The 22,794-nt window shown below is 71.9% G+C and carries 27 protein-coding genes and 1 pseudogene; 3 read left to right on the forward strand and 25 right to left on the reverse strand.

Going from position 1 to position 22,794, the window contains the following annotated elements; genetic code table 11:
* Positions 1–340, forward strand: a pseudogene (locus ACIRQ9_RS35685) (hypothetical protein); the annotation flags it as partial.
* Positions 341–555: 215 nt separating this feature from the next.
* On the opposite strand, the gene ACIRQ9_RS35690 reads toward ACIRQ9_RS35685, so the two are convergent.
* The gene (locus tag ACIRQ9_RS35690) at positions 556–1,701 is read right to left on the reverse strand and encodes a ParB/RepB/Spo0J family partition protein (RefSeq protein WP_404183334.1); all 1,146 of its coding nucleotides are present in this window, start codon (positions 1,699–1,701) and stop codon (positions 556–558) included.
* Positions 1,698–2,960 (reverse strand): ParA family protein, encoded by a 1,263-nt coding sequence (locus tag ACIRQ9_RS35695; RefSeq protein ID WP_404183337.1) that lies wholly within the window; start codon positions 2,958–2,960, stop codon positions 1,698–1,700. The genes ACIRQ9_RS35690 and ACIRQ9_RS35695 overlap by 4 nt, the downstream gene beginning before the upstream one ends.
* Positions 2,961–3,394: 434 nt before the next feature.
* On the opposite strand from ACIRQ9_RS35695, the gene ACIRQ9_RS35700 reads away from it, so the two are divergent.
* Positions 3,395–3,739 (forward strand): hypothetical protein, encoded by a 345-nt coding sequence (locus ACIRQ9_RS35700; RefSeq protein WP_404183340.1) that lies wholly within the window; start codon positions 3,395–3,397, stop codon positions 3,737–3,739.
* Between the two features lie 135 nt (positions 3,740–3,874).
* Here the strand turns inward: ACIRQ9_RS35700 and ACIRQ9_RS35705 are convergent, their stop codons facing one another.
* The 10 genes from ACIRQ9_RS35705 to ACIRQ9_RS35750 form a co-directional block, all read right to left on the reverse strand.
* Entirely contained in the window at positions 3,875–4,249 is a 375-nt protein-coding gene (locus ACIRQ9_RS35705) for a hypothetical protein (protein ID WP_404183343.1), read from the reverse strand.
* 19 nt (positions 4,250–4,268) lie between these two features.
* Entirely contained in the window at positions 4,269–4,625 is a 357-nt protein-coding gene (locus ACIRQ9_RS35710; protein WP_404183346.1) for a hypothetical protein, read from the reverse strand.
* A gap of 68 nt (positions 4,626–4,693) precedes the next feature.
* Positions 4,694–5,197, reverse strand: a complete 504-nt coding sequence (locus tag ACIRQ9_RS35715) for a hypothetical protein (protein ID WP_404183349.1) — start codon at positions 5,195–5,197, stop codon at positions 4,694–4,696.
* Positions 5,194–5,397 carry a hypothetical protein gene (locus tag ACIRQ9_RS35720; RefSeq protein WP_404183352.1) on the reverse strand — a complete coding sequence of 68 codons (204 nt, stop codon included), beginning with the start codon at positions 5,395–5,397 and terminating at the stop codon, positions 5,194–5,196. Before ACIRQ9_RS35720 ends, ACIRQ9_RS35715 begins: the two co-directional genes overlap by 4 nt.
* 37 nt (positions 5,398–5,434) lie before the next feature.
* Positions 5,435–5,773, reverse strand: coding sequence for a hypothetical protein (locus ACIRQ9_RS35725; protein ID WP_404183355.1), 339 nt, complete (start codon positions 5,771–5,773; stop codon positions 5,435–5,437).
* Complete coding sequence (locus ACIRQ9_RS35730) at positions 5,770–6,138, reverse strand: WhiB family transcriptional regulator (RefSeq protein ID WP_404183358.1); 369 nt, start codon at positions 6,136–6,138, stop codon at positions 5,770–5,772. Before ACIRQ9_RS35730 ends, ACIRQ9_RS35725 begins: the two co-directional genes overlap by 4 nt.
* Positions 6,135–6,812, reverse strand: coding sequence for a GGDEF domain-containing protein (locus ACIRQ9_RS35735; protein WP_404183361.1), 678 nt, complete (start codon positions 6,810–6,812; stop codon positions 6,135–6,137). The genes ACIRQ9_RS35730 and ACIRQ9_RS35735 overlap by 4 nt, the downstream gene beginning before the upstream one ends.
* The gene (locus ACIRQ9_RS35740) at positions 6,809–9,814 is read right to left on the reverse strand and encodes a DNA cytosine methyltransferase (RefSeq protein WP_404183364.1); all 3,006 of its coding nucleotides are present in this window, start codon (positions 9,812–9,814) and stop codon (positions 6,809–6,811) included. Before ACIRQ9_RS35740 ends, ACIRQ9_RS35735 begins: the two co-directional genes overlap by 4 nt.
* A 90-nt stretch (positions 9,815–9,904) precedes the next feature.
* Positions 9,905–10,384: a Pycsar system effector family protein gene (locus ACIRQ9_RS35745; RefSeq protein WP_404183367.1), complete on the reverse strand. Its 480-nt coding sequence runs from the start codon at positions 10,382–10,384 to the stop codon at positions 9,905–9,907.
* Between the two features lie 20 nt (positions 10,385–10,404).
* Positions 10,405–10,863, reverse strand: coding sequence for an RRQRL motif-containing zinc-binding protein (locus ACIRQ9_RS35750; RefSeq protein WP_404183370.1), 459 nt, complete (start codon positions 10,861–10,863; stop codon positions 10,405–10,407).
* 316 nt (positions 10,864–11,179) lie between these two features.
* Here ACIRQ9_RS35750 and ACIRQ9_RS35755 point away from each other — a divergent pair, with 316 nt between their 5' ends.
* Positions 11,180–11,371, forward strand: coding sequence for a hypothetical protein (locus ACIRQ9_RS35755; RefSeq protein ID WP_404183373.1), 192 nt, complete (start codon positions 11,180–11,182; stop codon positions 11,369–11,371).
* Between the two features lie 8 nt (positions 11,372–11,379).
* On the opposite strand, the gene ACIRQ9_RS35760 is transcribed toward ACIRQ9_RS35755, so the two are convergent.
* The 13 genes from ACIRQ9_RS35760 to ACIRQ9_RS35820 all read right to left on the reverse strand — a co-directional run bounded on the left by ACIRQ9_RS35760 (position 11,380) and on the right by ACIRQ9_RS35820 (position 22,671).
* Positions 11,380–11,934 carry a hypothetical protein gene (locus tag ACIRQ9_RS35760; RefSeq protein ID WP_404183376.1) on the reverse strand — a complete coding sequence of 185 codons (555 nt, stop codon included), beginning with the start codon at positions 11,932–11,934 and terminating at the stop codon, positions 11,380–11,382.
* A gap of 12 nt (positions 11,935–11,946) precedes the next feature.
* Complete coding sequence (locus ACIRQ9_RS35765; RefSeq protein WP_404183379.1) at positions 11,947–12,135, reverse strand: hypothetical protein; 189 nt, start codon at positions 12,133–12,135, stop codon at positions 11,947–11,949.
* An 83-nt stretch (positions 12,136–12,218) separates the two neighbouring features.
* Positions 12,219–14,621 carry a DNA translocase FtsK gene (locus tag ACIRQ9_RS35770; protein ID WP_404183382.1) on the reverse strand — a complete coding sequence of 801 codons (2,403 nt, stop codon included), beginning with the start codon at positions 14,619–14,621 and terminating at the stop codon, positions 12,219–12,221.
* Between the two features lie 88 nt (positions 14,622–14,709).
* Positions 14,710–15,111 (reverse strand): hypothetical protein, encoded by a 402-nt coding sequence (locus tag ACIRQ9_RS35775; RefSeq protein WP_404183385.1) that lies wholly within the window; start codon positions 15,109–15,111, stop codon positions 14,710–14,712.
* A 13-nt stretch (positions 15,112–15,124) separates the two neighbouring features.
* Positions 15,125–17,212 carry a hypothetical protein gene (locus tag ACIRQ9_RS35780; protein WP_404183388.1) on the reverse strand — a complete coding sequence of 696 codons (2,088 nt, stop codon included), beginning with the start codon at positions 17,210–17,212 and terminating at the stop codon, positions 15,125–15,127.
* 130 nt (positions 17,213–17,342) lie between these two features.
* Complete coding sequence (locus ACIRQ9_RS35785) at positions 17,343–17,552, reverse strand: hypothetical protein (RefSeq protein ID WP_404183392.1); 210 nt, start codon at positions 17,550–17,552, stop codon at positions 17,343–17,345.
* Positions 17,552–18,058, reverse strand: coding sequence for a hypothetical protein (locus ACIRQ9_RS35790; RefSeq protein ID WP_404183395.1), 507 nt, complete (start codon positions 18,056–18,058; stop codon positions 17,552–17,554). Before ACIRQ9_RS35790 ends, ACIRQ9_RS35785 begins: the two co-directional genes overlap by 1 nt.
* Positions 18,059–18,186: 128 nt before the next feature.
* Positions 18,187–20,253 carry a hypothetical protein gene (locus tag ACIRQ9_RS35795; protein WP_404183398.1) on the reverse strand — a complete coding sequence of 689 codons (2,067 nt, stop codon included), beginning with the start codon at positions 20,251–20,253 and terminating at the stop codon, positions 18,187–18,189.
* A gap of 54 nt (positions 20,254–20,307) precedes the next feature.
* Complete coding sequence (locus ACIRQ9_RS35800) at positions 20,308–20,535, reverse strand: DUF5999 family protein (RefSeq protein ID WP_404183401.1); 228 nt, start codon at positions 20,533–20,535, stop codon at positions 20,308–20,310.
* A gap of 147 nt (positions 20,536–20,682) precedes the next feature.
* Positions 20,683–20,847 (reverse strand): hypothetical protein, encoded by a 165-nt coding sequence (locus ACIRQ9_RS35805; RefSeq protein ID WP_404183404.1) that lies wholly within the window; start codon positions 20,845–20,847, stop codon positions 20,683–20,685.
* Positions 20,848–20,947: 100 nt separating this feature from the next.
* Complete coding sequence (locus ACIRQ9_RS35810) at positions 20,948–21,130, reverse strand: hypothetical protein (protein ID WP_404183407.1); 183 nt, start codon at positions 21,128–21,130, stop codon at positions 20,948–20,950.
* 156 nt (positions 21,131–21,286) lie between these two features.
* Positions 21,287–21,679: a hypothetical protein gene (locus ACIRQ9_RS35815; RefSeq protein WP_404183410.1), complete on the reverse strand. Its 393-nt coding sequence runs from the start codon at positions 21,677–21,679 to the stop codon at positions 21,287–21,289.
* Positions 21,680–21,885: 206 nt separating this feature from the next.
* Positions 21,886–22,671 (reverse strand): hypothetical protein, encoded by a 786-nt coding sequence (locus ACIRQ9_RS35820; protein ID WP_404183413.1) that lies wholly within the window; start codon positions 22,669–22,671, stop codon positions 21,886–21,888.
* Positions 22,672–22,794: the final 123 nt, after the last annotated feature.

Consider the following 22,794-nt stretch of genomic DNA (forward strand, 5'->3'; position numbering starts at 1 on the left):
CCCCGAAGAAGCCCTGACCACCGCCCAGGAAGCGGTGCAGATCAAGCGCAGACTCGCAGCCGAAAACCCCGCCGCCCACGAACCCAACTTCGCCGCCTCCCTGTCTGTTTTGGCCTCAACTCTGGCAACGACGGGTGAGCTGTTCGCAGCCCTGAGCGCGACAGGGGAGGCAGTGGAGCTGTACCGCCGTCACCTTGGAACGCTGACTTCAGTCCTGCGACTCCACGCCGTGCTGGACCTTCAGGCCCAGTTGCTTGAGAGGGTGGGTCGTCAGCAGGAGTCGGAAACAGTCCGGCGTTGGCTCGAGAAGAATCCACCCCCTCCCGGACTTCACCGCTAGCTGGCTGTGTCAATGGGAGATGCGCTGATCAGAGAGAGCCAAAAGCCATCGCAGGGGGCTGTCTCGATGATCTGACCGGATCACGGCGTATGACTCAGCCTTCGACTACTCGGCTGGCTTGGCAGTGCTGGACGGCGGTGGAGCGCTCGCGGTCACACTGAGAGGGCTGGCTTTCCAAGCCTGGGAAGCCAGCCCTCTCATCTCACGGCGGGAACTCAACTGTCGGTGCTGACCTGGCCTTCCCTGTGCCTGATGAGTAGGTCCAGCATCTTGTCGAACGCGGCGGACGGCATTTTTTGGATCAAGTACATAGCGGCCTCCGCGCCGTCGTTATAAGGAAACAGCTTGCGTGGCCGTTCCGAGACCGGATCCTCCTCGGCTCGTTCCTTGGCGTGAGATCGCGGTTCGGGAACGGACTGTTGCGTCTCGTCTTGCTGGTCCGGCACGTCCCGTGTCGCCGTACCGGGATCATCGCGGCCCGGCAGTTGGCTGGTGCGGTCTTCCCTGTTGCTGTCGGCCGCCGGGTCGCTGGAGGGCAATGAGTTCGGCGCGGGGTCTATTACCGGGTAATGGCTGTCCGACCCCTCGGAGTCCTGACGGGCCGACGCGGCGTTGCCTCCCGCCCTCTTCTGACCGCGCTTCTGCTTTTCTGCTTCTTGACGAGCCCGTTCCTCCTTGAGTTCCTGAAGGGCTGCCTCCTGCTGGTCGGCCGGCTTGTTGCCCACTGCTCGCAGCAGCTTGATGGGCTCTTCGCCGATCTTGGCCTGGAGTTCGGGTGTGAGGTTGAGCAGTGCCAGGCGCTGCGAGACCCACCCTTGGCTGCGGTGGAGTCGGGTGGCCAGAGCGGTCTGGCTTCCGTACATCTTCAGGAGACGGTCGAGAGCTCGTGCTTCATCGAGTTCCTCAAGGTCCTGGCGGTGGATGTTGGCGACGAGGGCGGATTCGAGGAGCTCTTCGGAGGTGCTGCCCTGGTCGTCGCTGACCATGATCTTGATGGTGGTCAGTTGTGCTTCCCGGGCGGCGGCGAGGCGGCTGCTGCCGTCGATGACGACGTGGGTGGTGTCGGCTTCGAGGTCGGCTTCGCGTTCGGGGTTGGCGGCGATGTAGGCGTCGCGGTTCATCACCGTGATCGCCTGCTTCTGGCCGTGGGTCTTGAGGCTTCCGGCAAGGTCTGTGAGGTCGCCGAGGCTGGAGCGGGGGTTGTCTGGGTTGAGACTGATGCGGTTCAGGGGGAGTTCGGTGGGAGCGGCGATGCCGTCGGTAGGGACTCCTGTGGCGGCGGCTACGGCTTGCCGGCGTGCGCTGATAGGGCGCACTCCCCCGCCGAAGCGTCCTGCGCCCAGCTGGTCGGCCTTGGTCATGCGATCTCCCGGGCCAGTGCGCGCATCCCGATGGCCTGCTGCGATTTGGGGGCGTATGACAGCAGGGGCTGCTTCATGCGGACTGCTTCTTTCTGTTCCTTGAGGTCACCGATGAGGCCAACGACACGGGGGTCCTTTATGTCGACCCAGCCCTGCAGTGAGGAGGTGGCGATGAAGCCGCGGCGGGAGTCGTAGAGGTTGACGACGATGCCGAGGTAGTCGATGTCGACTTGCAGGTCGCCGCGGAGGTCGTCGATCTGGCTGGTGAGGAGTTCGTAGGCGTCGGCGGAGCTGTCTTCGGCCTGTACGACGATGAGGGCTCCGGACTGGCCGGGGGTTTCTCCGTCGCGGCGGCGGCCGTAGTAGGCGGCGGCGTCCATGCTGAGGCCGAGGCTGGGCGGGCAGTCGACGAGGATCACGTCGTAGTCGGCTTCGATTGGTGCGAGGGCGCGTTCGAGTGCTGATTCCCGGGCTCGTACGGCGGAGAGGCGTACGTCGAGGAGGAAGGCGTCGTTGCAGGCGGGCAGGAGGTGGAGCCGGCCGCCGAAGGTGTCATCGTCGACGGAGACGATGAGGCCGCGGAGGTCGCCCTTGGGGGTGCCCGCCATGTGGTTGGTGAGGCTGTCGCCGTCCATCGGCAGGGGAGTGCCGCCGAGTTGGTTGGTGAGGTGGCACTGGGGGTCGAAGTCGACGAGGAGGACGCGCAGGCCGAGGCCGGGCAGGTTCTCGATGTCGAGGAGATCGTTCGCCAGCGTCTCGCCGGACTGGTCGTCACTTGCGCGGAGTGCTTTCGCCAGTGCTTTGGCGACGCGTACGGAGTGCAGCGTGTTGGAGTCTTCGGCGAGTGCTTCGCCGAGGCCGGCGGTGATGGCCGTCTTGCCCACGCCGCCCTTCTGGTTGCAGACGATGATGCGGCGGGTGACTTCGGGGCGTTCGACGTCGGGGGCGGGGTGGGAGTCGAGCCAGAGCTGGACGGCTTGGGCGAGGCCCTGGATGAGAGAGACCCGGCGGTCGGCGACGACTCGGCGGAACTCGTCCCACTGCCCGGGAGGGAGCCAGGTGGAGAAGGTGTCGGCTCCTGCGGTGTCGACGGATGCTCCGGTGGAGGCCAGGTTGCACCAGTCGTTGATGCCCTGTTCGACGGCGGTCTGGATCTCGATGCCGTGCTGGGCTGTTCTGATCTTGAGGTTCTGCCGGAGCCATCCCGGCAGTTTGGAGACGACCTTCTCGCGGTCGCTTGAGGTGGCTGGCGAACTCATGGGGGACACCTTACTAACGCACATGATCGATTGCCCCACCGACACGTTAGTTTGGAGGATCTGTCGGAGGGGCAGCGAGCCACCCTCCATTACCGGGTAATAGCCTCAGCTGCCAGCTCGGGAGGGGCTGCCCGCTATTACCCGGTAATGAGTGATCGACGGAGCCCGCATCGGCGACAGCCCACCCGAACCCGACCGTCCTGCCTCGCTCAAGCCGTCCGCCGATGACGCCCCTTGGCTAGCCGAACTCACGGCCGACGCGGCCCGGCTGGGCATCGGCGAGTCGTGTTCTCAGCGAACCGCCTCGCGCGGGCTTGTGTCTCAGCAAACCTCGTCGCGCGAATGGCAGATGCGCACCCACAGCCGCGCCTCGACCCGGCCCCAGTTGGTACTCTGCCGCAGCCCGTGCCGGAGGCCGCGGTTACGGTTTCCGGGTGACTGGATCAGAAGCGTCAGCCGACGTACCTGCACGCCCCGGCGCGCTGCTCCCCCTCCTGGGTACCAACGAGGAGGTCGTCGCCTTCTTTGCCGGGGTCGCGGACCTCGATGCGACGAACCCGGCCGACTACCTGTTGGAGGACGGAGTCCGGCTTGCCTCGGGCTGTGCTCAGGGCCAGGATTGCCGCTACAGCATCCAGCTCGATTGGGTCGCCGACAGCAAGCACGGCACCACCACCCTCGGCAACGACGGCCAGGGCTTCCTCAGTAACGGCGCCCCACCGAAGATTCCCACCTACCGCTTCGAAAGCGGCCCCAACGGCCCCGCTCTCCGTAAGTAGCTATAGCTGCCGGGGCATCCCTTGGCCTGCCCCGGCAGCCGTCACACGCCCCGCCCTCACCGACCCGCTGACCATCTCCCCAACGCAAAAACGGCCCGGCCCCGCACATGCGGAGACCGGGCCGTTGTCGGTTTTTCAGTCCTGCATAACGCGCGGGAGGTGGGCGTGCAGGTGCTGGGTCACGGCGGGGATGCCTTGGTCGGCGAGGCGTTGTGAGAGGAGGTTGGTGAGTGCGCATGCGCGGTGCCGGCCGCCTGCGCATCCGATCGCGATGCGGTGGGGTCCGGCGGGGAGGGTCGCGTCGTCGGTGAGGTTGTCGAGGAGTTCGCGGGCGCCGGGGGTGGCGATGACAACGTCTTGGACGCGGGGGTGGTGTCCGTCGAGGTCGAGGATGTCGCGGGCGGCGGCGGGGTCGCGCAGCCGGTCCCGTACGTCCTCGATACGGTCGGCGTCGGGCAGGACGGGGCGGCCTTGATGGTCGGTGTCGAGGTGCAGGAACCCGAACGACACCAGGACGATTGGCGAGCGGTCAGGCACGGTCACTGCCAGGGACGGGGTGGGTGTAGCGGACCTCTTTGCCGAGGCTGCGGGCGTATTCGATCTCGCGGCGGGTGCTGTCGCCGATGTAGCCGCCGGGATTGACGACCAGGACGTCGTCGGCGAGGTCGATCTTCCGCAGGTGGAGGTCGTCCAGCATGCGCTTCATGCGGTCGGCTCGGTCCGGGGTCGACCATAGGGCGTGCTGCTCCCGCAGGTTGCAGCCGGGCGCGAGGACGATCCGGCCGGCGGCCGTCTCGTACAGGGCCGCCTCGGTGAACTGCTCCCAGAAGCGGGTGCTGCCGCACAGGACGACGATCGCCGGGCGGGAGGTGGAGTCGGTGTGCATGGGGTCCTTCCGGTCGGAGTGCAGGAACGGTAGCGGCCCGCCGTACGCAGGGCGGGGCGCCCCGGTGGTCAGGAGACGGCCGGGTAGAGGGCCGCGGCGGTGCGGATGCTGCCGCAGTCGACGGCGCTCTCGGTGAGGTGCGGGGAGCGGCCCTGGGTGGGGGCGAGGTCGGTGAGGATGTCGACCAGGACGCCCTCGGTGTCGAGGGTGATGTCGACGTAGCCGCGTCCGCAGGTGCACGGCACGATCAGGGTCAGGACGTCCAGGGCGCCGTCGTCCACGGTGACGTTCAGGGTGTGGTGCAGCCACGCGCCGCCGTCCAGCCAGGCCACGGCGGAGGGTTCGAGACGGCGGCCGTCGACGGTGACGGACGGGTAGCCCTCCCAGTCGACCGCGTCGACCACGCAGGCGAGGGTGTCGGGGTAGGCGTAGTAGACGTGGTGGGCGGCCGCGGTTTCGGCGTCGTCGCGCTGCTCGGTCTCGTCCGGTCCGGCGGTGTCGGTGGCGATGCCGAGCAGGATCGCGAGCGGGCTGTCCGACGCCAACGGGAGCGTGCGGGGCAGGGTGGTCATCGTGTCTCCGATCGGGACGTGGTGCGCGGGGTGCGGGGGCGGGGGGTGCGCGCGAGCTCCCGTGCCAGCAGCTCGCGGTTGCGGCGCTGCTGTTCGGGGGTGAGCGGCCGGGGCGCCGGGCCGGTGCGGTGCCAGCACAGCGAGGCCGGCGGTTCGGGGTAGGCGAGGGCGCGGGCGGTGTCGCGGGCGGTGCTGCTCATGGGTGAGCCCTCCGTGCGGAGTGATCGAGCAGGGGGGTCAGGCGTGGTCGCCGGGGCCGCTGGACTTGGGCTGAGCGTCGGAGGCGAACCGGCCGAACGCCCGCGCTTCCACGGGGTTCGCGGCGATCCAGGCTTCGGCGCAGACCTTGTGCGCGGCCTCGCCTGCGTGTGAGCGCAGCGGTGTCGGACCGCCGCACAGCGCGCACGGCTTGGTCCTGCGGTGGTCGAAGTGCTCGGGGTCCCGCCAGTCCAGGAGCGCGCCGGGTGGCGGCACCAGACCGGGCAGGAACGGCTTCCGCCCGGAGCGGCTCTCTGTCGCATCGCTCTGTGCTGCAACGGCGGGGCGGACGCGGGCGGGGCGGGCGGCGGTGCTCATGCGCCGCGGCCCGGCGCCGTGGTCCGGCCGGGGCGGGTCTGCTGCTGGTCGGCGAGGACGTCGACCCAGTCAGGACCGAGCCGGGCCGCCAGCCGGGATCGGAGCTGAGCGCGCTGGCGGGGCGTGGTGCCCGCGATGATCCCGACCGTGGTGGCGTTCTTGTTCACCAGCGCCCACAGCAGGCAGTCGGCGGCCAGCGGGCAGCTGGAGCAGGCGCGGCGGGCCCGCTCCAGCTCCGGCATCCGGCGGGCGTAGTCGCCGCGCTCGAAGTCGAACGCCTCTGGCTCACTCTGGCAGCGGGTGAGGGTCGGGCTCTGGGGCCGGGGGAAACGGGGGTCTTCCTCGCTGTAGGGGTAGACGGTCATGCGGCACGCCCCCACGTGTGCGTGCCGGGGCGGCCGGCGCGGCGGCCGTTGACGGACGGCACCGTGACGTCCTCGCGGCACGCGACGGCGACGGCACCGCTGTGCTTGCCCGCATACAGCGCCGTGTCGGCGGCACGCTGCAGCGCGCTCAGGTCGCGGCTGCCGGTCGCGGCCGGGGTGGCGACGCCGACCGAGACGGCGACGCCGACCGTGCGGCCATCGTCGAGGACGACCGGCGCGCACAGCATGCCCAGCAGCTGCTCGAAGCCGCGCCCGCGGCCGCCAGCCTCCGTCTCCAGGACGACGGCGAACTCATCGCCCCCGAGACGGCCGACGGACGCGTGCGGGCCCGCCCATGCGGTGAGCCGGGCGCCGGTCGCGGCGAGCACCGCGTCCCCGGCCGGGTGCCCGAAGGTGTCGTTGACGGCCTTGAAGTGGTCGACGTCGACCACGACCACCGCGGCGCGGTCGCCGTGGCGGGCGAGGATCCGGCGGGCGCGGGCGGTGTACGCGTCGCGGCGCAGGAGGCCGGTCAGCGGGTCCCGGCGGGACGCGGCCAACTGCCGGTGCAGCGTGAGCGCGTGGACGGTCCAGCCGGTCAGCGGCACGGCCACTGTGGTGATCAGAAGGGTGCGCTGCCCGATCCGGGCGCGCGTGAGTAAGGCGGCGGTCATACTGGGGGCTTCCCTCTCGTTTCGACGTGGCGGGATAGCCCGGAGCAGGCGGTGGTTTGGACGCCTTGCGCCTGCTCCGGGGGCAGAGTTCGGTGAGCGGTCATCCGCGCGGGGCGGGGGTCAAACTCCGTGGATGCTGGCGCGCAGTCGTGTCCCGAACCATGCGCCGACCTGTGGTGATACGGCGTTGCCGAAGCCGTCGACCTGGTGGCGGGCTGCGCCCCAGACCTGGAAGCTCCACACCCCTTGCCGACCTCGTGGGCGCCCATCATGCGGAAGTAGCACTCTTCCAACGGCAGGTCCCTGAGCGCGGTGCGCCACTCGGTCATGAACGGCGTCATCGGGTCGTCGCCGGTGTCGGCCGACTCCCAGCCGGAGAACAGCAGAGACTGCGAGGCGGCGGAGCCGACCAGCGTTCCCAGCGGGTCGCTGACGGGATGGGCGCGGTACTGCGCCTCAGTGATCGCGCCGTTGTTCTTGATGGTTCCGGCGGCGGTGAGCAGGCCCGGGATCTGGTCGGAGGTGACCGTCGGCATCGGCTCGCCGTACATCGTGGGCACCGTGTTCTGCCGGAACGGAACGACGCCCGAGGAGACGACGGCGAGCGTCTCCGATCCGACCTGGGTGGGCAGCGGGGTGTCGGCACCGCGCGGGCCGCCCTGGTAGTTGTCGACGGCCAGCAGGACGGCCTTCTCGTGGGTCGTGGTGACCGTGTCCATGGGCTGCACGATGTGCTTCCCGTCGCCGTTGTGCCGGTGGGCCGCGAACACGGCGCCAGCCGTCGGCCATTGCTCGCCACCGTGCCCGGCCCCGGTCGGCAGGAAGATCGCGGGGAAGTCGGTGAACCGCTGACGGCAGCGTTCGGCGCGGGCCATGGTCGCCCGTGCGAGCGGGCCGACAAACCCGTCAGGGAAGATCTTCGTCGGCCGTTCGCCGATGCGGGTTCCGAGGTCGGTGAGGTCGAGCGCGGCCAGCGACGGCGTCATGGGAGGGACGACCGGGCGGCGGCACCTGGGGCACCGGTATTCGTACTGCTGGCCGTAACAGACCTTCCCCGTGGCCGGGATACCGGTCTTCCACGTCCACACCGCCTCCACGTCCCGGTCGCAGGGGTGGCACCGCGACACCGGCCGGTGTTCGAGGTCCGGCGCCGGGAGGTGCCTCTTCCAGAACGCCCAATAGCCCCGGTCACGCGACTGCGGCACCCCGAAGAACATCGAGTTCAGGTACGAGACCTTGTGGTCGTAGCCGAGCAGGTCGAACTGCTTGAGCCACCACCGGTAGGTGGACCCGTCGCCGACCTTCGGGCGCCCGGGAAGCGCCGGGCCCCAGGACAGAAGCTGGGTCGTGCACTCCACCAGAATCACCTGCGGATGGTGTTCGGCGGCGTAGTGCAGGACACAGCTCGCCGTGGCCCGGTCCCGCTCCGACCTGGTCACCCTCGCCTCGAAGTCGGGGTCATCCAGATCGAACAGGGAAGCACGCTGCTCGTACGCCTTCTCCGTGTTCGCCTGCGAGTGGTTGACGCAGTTGTGGACCAGCACACCGTCGACAACGTAGGTGTGGTCCTCTTCGACGGTCATGTTGTAGACGGTGGTCACCTCGCCCAGCATGACCCTGCCGCTGGCCTTGCCCCACCGAAACCCGTCGACGTCGCGGTGCTTCGGCCGGCGGTGCTCGGTCAGGTGCCCGGTGACCGTCCAGCGGGGGCGCTGGCGTACCACGCGGCCCTCGATGACTGCCTCGGGCTTCGGCCGTTGGTAGTGAACTGTGGCGTAGAAGCCGAGCGAGGTCAGCAGCAGGCGCATGCCGACCGTCAGTTCTTTCGACACCGACATGGACTGCACGCGCAGGCCCTTCCTGCTGATGTGCCCGTCGGCAGACAGATACCCGTCCACGAAGGCGCGGCGGATGGGTTCGGGCGCGAACAGCAGCCACGGCGGCAGCCGCTTGCCTGCGGCTCCGTGGCCGAAGTGGTCGGCGAGCTCGGCGGCCAGGCCGACGCGGCTGACGTGGAAGGTGTCCGTGGTGCGCTGCCGGGTGCGGTTCCACGGCAGTTCCGTCCTCGACGCCAGCTCTTTGGCGAGTTCATCGCTCTCGTCGTGACTGGCGCAGATCGTCACGCGGGACCACACATTTCCACGCTCGGGGCGGCGGCTCAGCCACCCGTCTCCGACCCATCGGCCAAGCACCCACGCCACATCCGCGGTGACGATGCCGAGACCCGCGATCACGGGAAGGGCGCTGTCGTCCGCCGTGAGGATCGGAGTGCCCACCCAGTGGTTGGTGAGGGAGTCTGCGCGGACCTCGCTGGGTTCAGCGAGTACGGGGAGCGCGCGCCTGCTCGCGTCCGTCTGTGCGCACTTCCGTGAACAGAAGAGGCGCGCCGTGTTGGTGGCCCTGAACTGAGGGGCTGGGCCGCCGCAGCCGAGGCAGCGCGCGCCGTCAAGTGGCTGGTACTTCCGTCTCGGTTGGAAGGCTCGGGAGGCCTGCGCGGCGATGAACGGGTGATCGGGGGTGCAGGTGATCATGGTGGTGGCGTTGACGGTCACTGTGGGCCGGTCGACTGCAGAAGTGTGCGTGACGGGGCGCCAGCGTTGGCGGTGAGTCCACACCTCATCGCCGACGTTCACGTCTTCAATCGGGACGAGGCCACGGCGCGTCAGCACGAGAGATCCGGCGGCGAAGCAGCTCACGCCCGCCATGAGCAGATCCGCCGGGGGCAGGTCGCGGGCGGAGTGGTAGTCCGGGGCCTCGGTGTCGACCAGGTCGGCGATCCAGTGCTCGGCTTCCGGGTGGTTCCGCTCGTGCACCTCGACCTTGTACGGGTTGTGGTTCGCGCACGCGATCGTGGTGATTCCGGCGTGCTTGGCACCGAGAGTGAGCCCTCCGAAACCGGAGAACAGGTCGACCGCGGTCGTGTCGTCGTGACGGAACCGGCGGTGTTTGAGGGCCGGGCGGTGCGTGGCGGTGCGGGGCAGCTTCTTGGACGGACGGGCCATACTGGGGACTTCCCTCTCGTTTCGACGGGTCGGGATGGCCCGGAGCAGGCGCATGTGTTTGGACGCCGTGTCGTCTGCTCCGGGGCGGATCTACAGGGCGAGGCCGGCCGCGGCGAGCGCGAGCAGGGCGAGCGCGATCAGGATCAGGTCGACCGCGCGCCGGAGCCGGGTGAACTTGGCGACGGCGATGCGGGACAGGATGCGGATGCGGGCGGCACGGGTGTCGCCGGTCATGGTCGCGAGGATCAGTTGGTCGTCCAGCAGGCGTGCCCAGTGCGGGAATGAGGCCCGGTCGGGGTCGGACAGGCGGGGCCGGACGACCAGGAGCAGCAGGACGGCGGCGACGGCCAGGGTGAGGACGGCGAGTCCTCCGGCCACGGCGGTGGCGACCGGGAGGTGGTCGTCGGCGGTGGAGCCGACTCCGGCGAGGACGGCACCCACGAACGCGAGCAGCAGCGAGGCCTTGCTGTCGGTGCGGGTGATCTTCGCGTCGGTGTCGCGGACCGCGTCGTTCAGCGCCTGGTCCAGGGTGTAGGAGGTGACGGGTTCGGTGTCGGGCAGCGCGGTCACGGGCGGGGTGTCCTCTCGGGTCAGGCGGCGAGCCGGTGGCCGGCCGGGGGCAGGGTGTAGCTGTTCGGGTCGGCGGGGGTGCCGTCGTGGCACTCCAGGCACATGCCGAGCGTCCGCAGGGGGAGGCAGTGGTGGTAGCGCCTGCCGCACGGGCCGGGGCAGGTCTGGCGGGCCGCCATCGCCCGGTCCAGTGCCCACTCCTGAGCGAGCGTCGGTGTGCGCTTGGGCACGGCCAGGCCGATGCTGAACAGCCAGGCGCGGGTGGGATGGATGCACGACCACTGCGGCCGGTACGCGCACCATGTGCAGCGCAGGACGGCGACCGGGTCGTGTCCGCCGGGACTGAGTCCGAGGGCGCGCAGCTGGCGGCGGGTGGCGAGCCCGGCCGGGACGGCGGTGCGGTCGTGCTCCGGCAGCCGGGCCGCGTCGCGCGCGATCCGGACCACTTCGCGGCGGCGGCGCTTCCTGGTGCGGGGCATCACCGGGTCCAGGTTGCGGGGAGCCGGGCCGGGCGGTGCGGGTAGCGGGGGCCGGGACGCTGCGGGCGGGGCCGGCCGATCCGGCGGCGCGGGCGGGGAACGAGCACGAGTGGGTCCTCCAGACAGGTTGGGGACATGCCGCGCCGAAGCGGGCGGGAGTGGTCGTGCTTGAGGCCGGGCGGCCTGTGGGGTCCTCGCCCGCCGCCGGGGGTGGCGGTGGGCGAGGGCCGGGCAGGGTGTCCGGTGAGGGTGAAGGGGGTGGCCTGGCGAGGGCCGGATGCGTCACGCTGAGGCGACGACAGAAGGGGGCCCGACCATGGCCGTTGAGTTCGATGCGGTGATCGACCATGACGGGGTGGTCTGGCAGGCCTTCACCGATGAGGACGGGGTGCTGGTCATCGACGTCGACGCGGACGTGATCGTGTACGTCAACCGCGCGGTCGTCGGTGGCCTGGTCTATCCGGCGTGGGTCGACGACTCCGGGCGGCTCATCATCGAGCTGGACTGACCGGCCCGCTACAGGATCCGGGTGTCAGCGAGACCGGCCGCCCTGCCCAGCATCCGGGCCGGAACCCGGCCGTTGCGCTGCCGGTCGTTGAACCAGGGCACGGAGGGGACGTCGTCGCCGAACTCGCGGCGGATCGCGTCGAGGAGGACTTCCTCAGCATCTGCGGCGAGGCCGGCGTCGCCGCGGGCCTCGATCCGGATGGCACCCATGAGGCAGACCGCGCCGAACGCGTCGGTGAGGGCGCCCGTGCACCATCCGGCGGTCTCCATGCGGTGCTGTGCGCGCTCCAGGAGCGCGGCGACCGGTGTGCGGTATGTGGGCGGCGGCATGGCGGCCGGGGCGGTGACGGGCGCGTAGGGGGTGGTGATCACGTCGGCGAGGTCGACGGGATCGGTGGACAGGTGCGCGGTGCGGACCTCATGGGCGACCGCGGCCACTTCCAGACGCACGGTCATGTCGGCGAGGCGGGCGGCGAGCCGGGCCTCCAGCCCGGGATCCGCCGTGTCGGCGGCGGGCGCAGCGGGAGGCAGCGGTGCCGTGGCGGTCCGGGTGGAGACGGTCATCAGAGGCTCCGGTCAGGTGCGGGAGAACAGGCCGACCACGGCGCTCAGTACGTCGCTGATCGCGGGGGCGAGGCCGGTGGAGGCGAGGGCGAAGCCGAACGCGACGCAGGTGAGCGCGGCGGCGGTGGTGACGGAGCCGCCGCGCAGCAGGGCGACGACGATCACGAACAGCAGCAGGGCGAGCGAGACGGTGACGGCCACGAGGGTGGTCCCTTCCGGGGTTGGGTGTGGGTGGGTGCCGCCCGGCGAGCGGGCCGGGCGGCACAGCGGACGTGGAGCCGGGGTCAGTCGACGGTGACGGTGAGGTCGGCGCGGATCTCGCGCAGGACCTCGTCCACGGCGTCGGCGGCGATCAGGACCTCGCGCTTGCTGCCGTCGGCGGGGCCGACGATCCCGAGGTGCTCCAGCGCGGCCATGACCCGCGTCGCGGTGTCCAGGTCGGTGCGCAGCTTGCGCTGGAGCATCGACACCGAACCGAACTGCGTGCTGATGACGAGTTCGGCCGCGGTGAGCAGGACGTCGGCGGCGACGTCCTGCGGGTTCGCCTCACTGGGAGCGGGGGTGGCGGGTCCGTAGACGCCGTGGTCGACCAGGCGCAGCCGTCCGTCTGCGACCAGGTCGCTCAGAGCGTTGCGAATGGTGCCGGCGGCGGCGTCGACCAGGTCGCGGATGTCCTTGGTGGTCATCTCACGGTCGACGGCGGCCAGGATCTTCTCCTTGACCGTGGGCGCCTTGGTCCGGGCGGCCTGCACGACCGGCGGCGCGAACACGCCGATACCGAGGTCGCCGTCGCCGTAGTCGTCTTCGTTCCCGCCGCCCTTCTTGCCGGTGGGCGGCTGCAGGGTCCAGTCGTGCCAGAGCCCGAGGTCGGTCAGCCGCTCGATCTCCCGGTCGGTGAGCTGGCAGATGCCGTCCTCGGGGAACAAGTCCCCGAGTCCGTCCGGGCTGCCGTCGTCGGGCAGGTGCGCCCACAGCGTGCGCATCATCTGCGCGCCGGACCCGGTGACGGTGTGGCCCATGCCCTGGGTGGCGGCGCCGGGCACGTCCTGCGCGGTGCCCATCATCCGGTCCATCAGGGAGACGTGGGCACCGAGCCGGTCGGGGATCGGGGCGAGGTCGACGTCCCCGGCGAGTCCGCCGGTGGCCTGCCGGGCGGCGATGCCGCCGGTGATCCGCAGGACCACGCCGATACCGCCCTGCACCTGGTCCCGCAGCGACGCCGCACCCCCCAGCTTCTCCAGGTTCAGGGACTGCCCGGCGAACACGACGCCGATGCCGAACTTGCGGCCCTCACGGGCGATGACGTCGGTCATGAACCCGATGTCGTCACCGAGCAGTTCGTCCCCGACCAGGCTGTTGAACTCATCCAGGACCAGGATCAGGCCCGGATAGGGCGAGTGCGCGGAAAAGTCGTGGCCGACCTCAGCGTTGATCTCGCCCCGCAGGTCCATCAGCGCGACCGCGGCCTTGAGCAGCCACCAGGTAAAAACGGCGCCGGCGCTCTGCCGGTCGACGTAGCGGCCGACTGCGGACATCTGCGCGTCCGGCCGCGCGGACGTCACCCAGGTCGCCAGACCGGCCAGCGCCCACGCCGCGCACATCAGCGCCAGCGAGACCGTCTTGCCGGAGCCGGTGACGCCGACCAGGAACCCGTGCAACGTGCCGCTCGCGCTGCGCATGTGGACCTTGGCGTCACGGCCGTCGGGGGTGGTGCCGATCGTGTACCGGCCGTACGCATCCAGGGTGAGGAGTTCGCGGGTGGCCGTGCGGCCGGTCGCGAGCGGCGCCGACTCGTACACCGTCACCAGGACCTGGTTGCCGTGCGTCTCGGTGACCAGCCGCACTTCCTCCGACCGGATCCCGAACGCGGTGCACAACTGCTCGTGGGAGACGCGGGCGACCTTGCCCGGGTCGACTTCGGCCAGGATCATGCCGCGCGCCGGGATCCCGCCCTGCGCGGGGCGCTGCTCGACGCGCACGATGCGGCTTTCGGGGATGGCTCCGCCGGGCCGGGCAACCAGCTGCTCCCACATCGACTCGATGCTCCGGCTGGTCTCCCCGGTGGGGGCGACGGTCAGCAGGATCCGGCCGGGGCCGTGGTCGGTCTCGCGCATGGACACCGCGAGGGTCGGCACGCCGAACGCCGCGGCGATGGCTTCCTCCTCGACGCGGCCCACGGGCGTGCCCTGCGGGGCGACGATCTCGCACGCGAAGTCCGGGTGCGAGGCGGAGATCGTCTGGCGGATGTTCTCCAGGTGGGTGTGGGGAGCGACCTGGTGCTGGTCCCACAGCCGCATCACCAGGCCCTCGAACCCGGACGGGTAGGCGACGGCGGCGAGGTCGCCGGGCGTCCAGGTGGAGCGGGTGGCGGGCAGCCAGGCGGCCATGAGGCCGCCCCAGCCGAGCGCGAGGGGGATCTCCCACCAGTGAGTGCCGGGCGTCATCGCGGCGGCGGTGTAGACGGCGCTGCCGGTAATCGGTCCGAGCAGCCGCTGTGCGCTGCGCACGGTCCGGTGGAAGTCGCCGGTCCGGGTGTGGCGGTAGAGGCGCCACAGGCTGGCGCCGCCGATCGCGGCAGCCGTCAGGTGGGCGGCCGGCTGGTCAAGGTTGGGCAGTACGGCGAGGGCTGCGGTGGATACCCCGTAGGCGCCCATCTCCCATTTGGCCCGCGTGGGCATCCTGCGCATCACAGCAGTTCAGTCCTTCCAAGCATGAGGAAGGGGCCGCGTCCCGCCGTGCAGGACGCGGCCCCTCCGGGGTGGGTGGTGCGGGTGGTCAGGAGCGGTAGAACGCGGGCCGGGCCTGGCGGGCGGGGGAGGCGGTGGTGGCCTCGTACACACCGCCGTACTCCGCCTGGTGCTCGTGCTCCAGGTGCCGGGCGGCCTGGTGGACCCGGTCGGCGGCACCCATGAGCTGAGTGGAGCCGCCGACCACCTCGCCGAACCGGGCGCCGACCTCGACGACCGCCATCACGTGGCGCGGGTCGACCTCGGCCTGGGCGCACAGTTCCGCGACGTCGATCGCGAACCGGGAGTCGTCGCGCATCGACTGCGCCACGGTCTCGGCTGCGTCGAACAGGTCGGCGCTGGCTTTCTGGAGCGCCCGGAACTTCGCGCCGACTGCCGTGAAGCTGTTCGCGGCGCCGTCCGCGCCGATGGCGGGTGCAAGCTCTCCCACGACGTCCCCCTTCTCAGTTCTCGTTGTGGATGCGTGCGGACGGGGTGTGCAGGCCCGCGTCCTGCGCGGCGACCTGGGTGGGCCGGTAGTGCCGGGCCATCGCGGTCTCCTCGGCTTCGGCGGTCTCGGCCGCCGCGAGCGACGCCTTGGCCATGCGGTCGATGTAGCCGACCATCTCGGTGACCGTTTCCATCAGTTCGGCGTGCGCGGTTCGGGTCCGGGTGCCGGTGACGTTGTGGTTCACGGCGAGGTCGGCGCCCATCGACTCGAGTTCGGCGAGCAGGCGCCGGGCCTGCCTGCCGAGTTCGACGCACGCGTCGTAGGTGGTCAGGCCGCGGGACACCAGCTTGGACAGGGCGTCGAGGGCGCCCCCGAGGGTGATCTCCGTGGCATGCTGTGCGGCCATCCGGCCGGGCATGGCGACGGCGGCCGGCACTCCCGCCGTGCCGGTGCGGGCGGGGGAAGCGGGGGGCATGGCAATGGCCTCCTTGGGGCGTGTGGTGCCGGGCCGGGACCCGGCCGGACGCTGCGGCGCGCGCGGCAGTTGCGGGCGGGCCGGGGCGATCGGGGTGGGCTCCCAGCGGGTGCCGTGCGCGCGGGCCGGGCCGTCCTGTTCCACGGTGACGGTCACCGGCCCGTCGCCGGTGTCGAACGCGGACGCGCGCGCCCATCGCCATGCCCAATCCCCGGCGTCGTCGGTGCTGCCCGGCTTCGGGCCCGGCGGCTGCGGATCGGGCGGGGTATGGACCTTGGTGCGCGTACGACGGCGGGGGCCGCCCTGGGTCTTCCAGTCCTCCCGGCGCTTCTCCCAGCGTTCGCCGAAAGTGATGACGACGGCCTGGATGAACGTGGTCCGGCCGCCGGGCTTCCAGCCGTTGTTGACCGGTCCGGGGCCCGTGCCGGCGGCCCGGCCGGAGCCGCCGCCCGGACCCTGGGTGCCGCCCGTGGTCTGGCGCCCCTTCCACCGGTTCCTCAGCTTGTCCCCGGCCGCCTCCCAGAACGTCGGGACGGCCTTGCCCTTCTGCGCACGGCGTACGGCGTTGCGCAGGGCCCCCTTGGGCTCAGTGGTGCCGGGGCCGCCGCCGGAGGTCCCGGACGGCTTGGAGCCTCCACGCGCACCACCGGGTCCCGTGCCCTGGCTGCCCTTGGACCACCAGTCGGCGACCTTCCGGCCCACCGACCGGCGGCTGCCGCTCCCGCCTGAACTGCCGGACGCACCGGAGTTCCGTGAACCGCCGGATCCGGAGGCGCCAGAGCCGGAGCTCCCGCCGCGGGCGCCGCCCCAGAACCCGCCGTTCCGCGCGCCGCTCCGGGAACCGTTTCCCGGACCGCCACCGGATCCGCCGCCGGGGCCGCCGCTGTTGCGGGTGCCGCCCGCGAAGGTGCGGCTGAAGCCGCCGCCGGCCGGACCGCCACCGCGGCCCGACGGACCGGTGTGCCCGGCGCCGCCGGTGTGGGTCCGGCCGGTGTGGGTGCGGCCGGTTCCGGTGCTGCCCAGCGTCGAGCTGCTGGCGCGGCCCGGTCCGGACCGGCCTCCTAACCCTGCGCCGGATCCGCGCCCGAAGGTGCCGGTCCCGGCAGCGCCGCCCCGGCCACGGCCTCCGGAGCCGCCGCCGAACATGCTGCGGCCGTAGTCGTGGCTGGAGGGCGCGCCCCGGCGGCGGACTCCGGACGCTTCGGCTCCCAGCCGGTGCGCATCGGCGGTGGCTTTCGCGGCGAGCAGCTCGATCTCCCGCCGGTGCCGGGCCGCTTCCGCCCGCAGCGGGACCGCTTCCTGGATCCAGGTCTGCATCCCCTCGAACGCGGCGAGGGCGATCGCGAGGACCGCCGCGAGGGACAGCGCACCCGCCCGCGGTGCTCCCGCATCGGCCGGGCCGGGCGGGTTGCTGCCCTCGCTGCGCAGCACTGCCGCACCGTCAGGAGCGGCTGGCGCGTGGGGGACTTCGGGGGCGTCCCAGGGCGAGATTCGAACGCCCCCGCCCTCGCCGGGATCGGCGGGTGCGGGGGCGGTGAGGTCGGGTGCGGGGGGCAGATCCGGAGGCGGTGGGGAGCCGATCCGGGGCAGTGTGAGGACGTTGTCCGGGCGTTGGTCGTCGGACACGGCCCCTCCCTTCCTGATAACCGTCAGTGACCAGGGGAGGCGCCCTCGCACGCGTACGCGTACACGTGGTTGGGACCCCCCGTCAAGGACGTTCGGGCGGTGATGATGACGGTGATGATGACGGTCACGCTCACTGGCAGTGAGCGCGGTACAGACGCTCCAGCTCCTGCGAGAGCTGGTTGAACACCGCGTGGTCGCCGGTCTTCTTGACCTTCTGGAGCGCGCCGATTTTCAGCAGGTCGTGCCAGGCCCGGAAGAACGCTTCCGGGCCCTCGGCACGGGCCTGTTCGAATCGGCGGTTCCAGTGCGCGGCCTGCTTCGGGGAGAGGCCGGCGGCCATCAGGCGCCGCGCTTCTGCTGGCCGAAGAAGTCACCCAGCAGCTTCGGCGCGCCGCCCGGCTGGTCGTCGTTCTGACCGGCCGGGGCGAGCCTCTGGAGCGTCTGCTCAGCGCTGTTGCGGGCCGCCGCGTGCACGGCGGCCTTCCGGTTGGCCTTGGCCAGCGCCTTGTCCTTTCGGCGCTGCATCACGGTCTCCGGCAGCGTCTCCTCGTACGCGGCCGCCGTCGAGTTGATGGCGCGGGCGGCCCTGCGCAGGGCCCTGGCCGCGTCCCGCAACGGCTTGGCACGCTTGCGGGCCCGCGACGCGGCGGACAGGCCAAACGGGAGGTCACCGGGCAGGCGCCGGGCCTTCACGTCGGCCTGGAGGGCGTCGGCGAGGCCGTCGTAGGACTGCGCGTCGTTCAGCAGGCTGCCGCGGTGCATGGCCTGCCAGCCCTCGCGCTGCCCCGGCACGGCCAGAGCCTGCACGCCGTGCGTGACGCGAGATGCGATGTCTTTGCTGGTCACGTGGGGGTTCCTCCTGGTCTACTGGGGGAGTTGTCGACTGTCTTCCGGCAGTCGCAGCGGAGGGCCAGCCCAGTTGCGATGGGCTGGCCCTCACTGGTGTGTGCCGGACGGTGGGTCCGTGCGGGTGGTCACTTCAGGTACTTGTCGGCGTCCTCGGGGCGCAGCAGGCCGGCCTCCTTCAGTAGCCGGATGGCGCGGGGCTGGTTGACGGACAGGTCCGTACGGGCGCGGCTGATGTTGACGTAGCCGTCCGTCTCGCGCGGGAGCTGCTTTACGAGGGGGAGCAGTTCGGCGTCGGTACGGGGTGCGGTCGCCGTACCGGTACGCCCGGCCGGGACGGTCGCGGCGGCGGTCGTACGGGCGGTGACCGTACCGGTACGCGTACCGGCGCCGTGTCCGGCCGCGCTCGTACGGGCGGAGCCCGGCGTACTAGTACGCGCCGCCCCGGAAGGGGCGGCCTGTACGCCGCTTGTACGGCCGTTGTACGCGCTGGTCACGGCCGGATTCCCCGCCGTGGGGGCGGGGGTGCGCGGGGCGCCGTGTACGGACTGTGTACCGGCCGGGCCGGGGCCCGTACGGACGGGCGCCGTACCGGCCGGAGCGCTGTACGAGTGCGTACCGGTCGCGCCCGTACGGGCGGCTGACGGAGCGTCCGTACGGGCGGCCGTACCGGTACGCCCGGCCGGTACGGCGGCCGTGTCCGTACCGGCGTGGGCGTCCGTACCGGTGTCGTGCATGAGGGAGTGGACGCGCCAGATGACGGCCACGAAGATCAGCACCACGAACGTGGTGAGCTGCCACGGTGCCGAGTGGCCCGCCCGGACGATCCCGGACTGCTCGGTCAGGTGGTAGGTCACGTTCGCCGACGCCATGAGCGTGAGCGCCGCGGGGATGTCCCGCTTGGTGCGGAACGCGGTCACGCAGTACACGTCGATGCTGACCGGCAGGAGCGGGGCGACGTAGGGGTTGATGCCGACCATGGCGGCCAGTTCGTACTCGCCGGACGCGGCGAGGCCGATCCCGGCGAGCAGGGCGATCCAGGGCGCGGTGCGCCAGCCCGCGCGGCCGATCCGGCGGTGCAGGCCGCGCCAGCGCGACGCCTGGTGCTTGGCGTCCCGGAGTTCGTCCAGGAGCCGGCGGGCGCGGGCTTCGTCGGCCTGCGCCCGCTCAGCGAGCGCGTCGGCCTTCTTCTTCGCGTCGCCAACGATGCGGGCGGCTTCCTTCTCACCTGTCTCCCGCAGCCGGTCGGTGACACTGGAGGCCTCCCGCTGGATGCGGGCGCGCTGCTCATCGCACGCCGCACGGAGTTTGGCGAGGTCGGCGTCCAGGGCGGCCCGCTTGTCGGCGGCCTCCCGGTCGAACACCTCGCCCATCTCGCGCAGCTGCTCGCGCAGTTCCGTGCGGGCCCGCTCCGCCTCGCCGTGCGCGGCGGTGACGGCCTGGTCGGCCTCGCGGCGGCGGGCGGCGGCGGCTGCGGTCGCGTCCGCGTACAGCGTCTCCGCCTCGGTGCGGCGGGCGTCGTAGGCGGCGGCCGCGGTTTCGGCGAGCTGCGCGGCGCGAGCACGGGCCTGGTCGACCTCGGTCTGTGCGGCGGCCGCCAGCTGCTGCGCGTGCTCGTGGGCGCGGGCGACGATCTGCCCGGCCTCCGTACGGCGCCGCTCCACCAGCTCGCTGATCCCGGCGAGGTCGGCCTCCGCCGCCCGCCGGAGTTCGGCGAGCTGCGCGCGGGCGGTGTCGTGGTCGGCGGCGGCCTGCTCGGTCAGGTCGGCGACCTGCGTGCGGGCCTCCGTGAGAATCACGGCCGCGCGATCGCGGGCGTCGGCCAGAATCTGGTCGGCGTCGCCGCGCCGGGCGGCGGCATCGTGGTCGGCCTGCGCGCGGACGTCGGCGGCGGCCCGGTCGGCGTCGGCGGTGATGCCGGCCGCGCGCTGCTGCGCGTCGGTGAGCATCGCGGTGACGCGGCCGTGGGTGTCGGCGACGGCGCGCGCGGCGCGGGTCTCCGCCTCCGTCTGGAGGGCGGCGGCCTGCGCGCGGGCAGCGTCGATGATGTCGGCGGCCCGGTCCCGGGTGTCCGCGTCCAACACCGTATCCGCCTCGGTCGTCCCGGCCAGGGTGGGCGCGGGGGTGGCGGGCGGCGCGGCAGCGGCGGTCTTCCTCGGGGTGGGGGGCCTCTTCGTGCGGGTCCTGGCGGCCACGCCGCCTCCTTTCAAGTCGAGGTGCCGCACGGGTGAGCGGCGTGTGGGGGCGGGTCAGACGGGGCGGTGCGGGGCGATGACCCGGCCGTCGGGCAGCAGGTCGCCGGTGTCCTCGAACACGATCAGGCCGTTGCAGAGCAGGCTCCATCCCTGCTCTGGGTGGGCCACCAGGACGGCGGCGGCCTCCCGGTCCGTGCTGTCCGCCGCCGGGCACAGCACGGGGTGCCGGCACAGCGAGCGGGGCAGACGGACGGTCGGGGCGGTGGGGGTGAGGGCGGGCATCAAGGCCTCCCGGTGGAGGTGATCGGTCGCGCGGCTGCGCGGCTCCCCTGGACCGCGCCCGGACCGGCCCACCGGGGGAGTGGGGGCCGGGCCGGGCGGGTCAGGCAGTCGGCAGAGGTGGCGGTGCCGGACTGGCGGACGTCAGCGCTACGGCTTCCGCTGACGGTTGAGGTAGGCGTCCTGCAACGCCGCGAACGACTCGAACAGCCGCTGCCCGGTGGGGCAGCGGCTGCTGTCGCTGCACGTCGTGCAGGTGGCCCGGTGGGTGCGGTGCGCGGTGTGCGCGGCCTGATAGCGCTCGAACAGGTCCATGGGCATCAGCGAGGGCGGTTCTGCGACTGCTTGTTCGCCTCAGCGACCTTGCGGGACAGCTCGGCGCGCTCGTCGTCGGTCAGGCGCAGGACAGCGGCGGTCATGCCGTGACCTCCGTCCCGGCCAGGACGGCGCCGGCCGCCGCGAGGCGGGCCCGCATCTCCGCCACGGTGCGCGGTGCACGCCGTCCGGCGGGGATCCGGGCGTCCTGCTCGCGGACGACGGCCAAGAGGTGCTGACCGAGACGCCGGTTGGCCTCGTCGGTCGTGATCGTGCGTGACATGCTGTCAGCCACAGGAACTCCGATTCCTGTATGGGCGGCCCCGGAGCGCTATCTCCGGGGCCGCCGCCTGTGGCTGGCCGGACGGCCAGCCACGGCCCGTCTCCCGCTCCCACCCGCCGTGGGGGCGGGAGACGGGAGGCGGACCGTGGCGGATCGTCAGGCGGCCGGAGCGTACGACCGGGGCGTCCGGCCCTCACGGATCAGGACCAGGTGGTCCGACGTCGTCCAGGTGTCGCCGACCGCGTACGGCTCGCCGTCCACGCGGTAGATGTCCCGGACGATCACCGCCCACAGCGCGGTGCGCCGGAGCAGGCTGCTGGCCCGCTCGGGGTCGCGGATGACCGCCAGGACCTCGTACGCGCTGACGCTGGTCTCGTAGATCGCACCGACCGAGCGGGGGCCGATCTCGCTGTCGACCCGCGCGTCGCGCTGCGGGTGCGGGCGCCCGCCGGCCGGGGCGGGCCGGTCCGGCGTCCGCTCGTGCGGGAGCGGCCTCTTGGGCAGCGGCGGGCGGGCGTCCAGGGCGGGGGTAGCTGTCATGCTGGGCATGTGGGTCGTCCTTCGAGAGAGGGTGACCTGCGACAGGACCCCCGGGGATGCACCCCCGGGGGTCCGTCGCTTGAGTGCGTCCTGCGCACTCCGCCGATCACCGGCCCGCGGTGAAGCGGGCCGATGATCGGCGGGCAGCGCAGGCTGCGGCCCCGGCTACCCCGATCGATCGGGGTAGCCGGGGCCGTGGTCGTTCGTCCGGGGGGTCAGGCCGCCTGGTGTCCTGGGTGGAGCGTGGTGAGCGGGACAGCGGGGGACTCGGTCGGGGCGTCGCCCTCAGGCAGCTGCGCGCGCCGGGTGTCGGCGTCAACGACCTGCGGGAGTACGGCGCTCCACTGTGCGGTGCGCGTGGGGGAGGCTGCCGCGTAGTGGCGGTCGAACTGGCGCCGTTCCTGAGCGAAGAAGTCACGGACGGCGCGGCGTCGGGGCTCTTGGCGGAGCAGGCGCAGGAACGTGATGGCCAGGCGTTCGCCGTCGCGGCAGGGGAGCGGCATCCCGTCGCGGCCGGTGATTTCGCCTCGGCAGGCCCGGCAGTGCTGCTGGTGCTGCTGGAATAAGCGGCGGACCGTCTCAGCGCTGAGCGGGGCGGGCGTGAGCTGGCTCGCGGCCGGGGTCGACGTTGTCTTGGGCTTGGGCAGCACCTTGGTCGCGCGGCGGGAGGCCGTGGTGGGGCGGGCCTCGATCAGCACTGTGCGCCAGTCCTCGACGGTGATGTCGATGGTGATGCGGCGGTCGGTGCCGTCCATGCATCGACGGGGGTTCGGAGTGCCGGCGGGGTCGGCGTGGTGGGGCACCAGCTTGGGGGCGCGGTTCATGCCGGTGATCGGGCACCAGGTGCGGCACTCGGGGCAGACCATGTGTTCCCGGCCAGGGGACAGGTCGATCTCGGTAACCGGAAGGCTTGAAAGGGCGATTGGCGCAAGGGGGTTAAAGCGCTTGGTGCGAGTCTTGCGGCACCGCTTGCGAGCCGTGGGGGTGGCGGTCGTGGTCACGATGACTCCTCGTATCGGAGGGGCGGGACGCATCGCGGTGTCCTCTCAGCCCGCCAGGTGCACAGGCCGTAGCCCGCACGTCCTGACGGACGGACAGCACATCTGCGCTGCTAGTGCGCCGCA

The sequence above is a fragment of the Streptomyces sp. NPDC101237 genome (assembly GCF_044767465.1).
GTDB lineage: Bacteria > Actinomycetota > Actinomycetes > Streptomycetales > Streptomycetaceae > Streptomyces > Streptomyces gramineus.

Bases quoted from the DNA above. Each gene is read 5' to 3' on its own strand.
- ACIRQ9_RS35810 (WP_404183407.1), bottom strand. From the start codon at position 21,130: ATGTCACGCACGATCACGACCGACGAGGCCAACCGGCGTCTCGGTCAG.
- ACIRQ9_RS35740 (WP_404183364.1), bottom strand. From the start codon at position 9,814: ATGGCCCGTCCGTCCAAGAAGCTGCCCCGCACCGCCACGCACCGCCCG.
- ACIRQ9_RS35710 (WP_404183346.1), bottom strand. From the start codon at position 4,625: ATGCACACCGACTCCACCTCCCGCCCGGCGATCGTCGTCCTGTGCGGC.
- ACIRQ9_RS35720 (WP_404183352.1), bottom strand. From the start codon at position 5,397: ATGAGCAGCACCGCCCGCGACACCGCCCGCGCCCTCGCCTACCCCGAA.
- ACIRQ9_RS35760 (WP_404183376.1), bottom strand. From the start codon at position 11,934: ATGACCGTCTCCACCCGGACCGCCACGGCACCGCTGCCTCCCGCTGCG.
- ACIRQ9_RS35785 (WP_404183392.1), bottom strand. From the start codon at position 17,552: ATGGCCGCCGGCCTCTCCCCGAAGCAGGCCGCGCACTGGAACCGCCGA.
- ACIRQ9_RS35815 (WP_404183410.1), bottom strand. From the start codon at position 21,679: ATGCCCAGCATGACAGCTACCCCCGCCCTGGACGCCCGCCCGCCGCTG.
- ACIRQ9_RS35750 (WP_404183370.1), bottom strand. From the start codon at position 10,863: ATGCCCCGCACCAGGAAGCGCCGCCGCCGCGAAGTGGTCCGGATCGCG.
- ACIRQ9_RS35755 (WP_404183373.1), top strand. From the start codon at position 11,180: ATGGCCGTTGAGTTCGATGCGGTGATCGACCATGACGGGGTGGTCTGG.
- ACIRQ9_RS35735 (WP_404183361.1), bottom strand. From the start codon at position 6,812: ATGACCGCCGCCTTACTCACGCGCGCCCGGATCGGGCAGCGCACCCTT.
- ACIRQ9_RS35800 (WP_404183401.1), bottom strand. From the start codon at position 20,535: ATGCCCGCCCTCACCCCCACCGCCCCGACCGTCCGTCTGCCCCGCTCG.
- ACIRQ9_RS35730 (WP_404183358.1), bottom strand. From the start codon at position 6,138: ATGACCGTCTACCCCTACAGCGAGGAAGACCCCCGTTTCCCCCGGCCC.
- ACIRQ9_RS35695 (WP_404183337.1), bottom strand. From the start codon at position 2,960: ATGAGTTCGCCAGCCACCTCAAGCGACCGCGAGAAGGTCGTCTCCAAA.
- ACIRQ9_RS35725 (WP_404183355.1), bottom strand. From the start codon at position 5,773: ATGAGCACCGCCGCCCGCCCCGCCCGCGTCCGCCCCGCCGTTGCAGCA.
- ACIRQ9_RS35715 (WP_404183349.1), bottom strand. From the start codon at position 5,197: ATGACCACCCTGCCCCGCACGCTCCCGTTGGCGTCGGACAGCCCGCTC.
- ACIRQ9_RS35690 (WP_404183334.1), bottom strand. From the start codon at position 1,701: ATGACCAAGGCCGACCAGCTGGGCGCAGGACGCTTCGGCGGGGGAGTG.
- ACIRQ9_RS35805 (WP_404183404.1), bottom strand. From the start codon at position 20,847: ATGGACCTGTTCGAGCGCTATCAGGCCGCGCACACCGCGCACCGCACC.
- ACIRQ9_RS35770 (WP_404183382.1), bottom strand. From the start codon at position 14,621: ATGCGCAGGATGCCCACGCGGGCCAAATGGGAGATGGGCGCCTACGGG.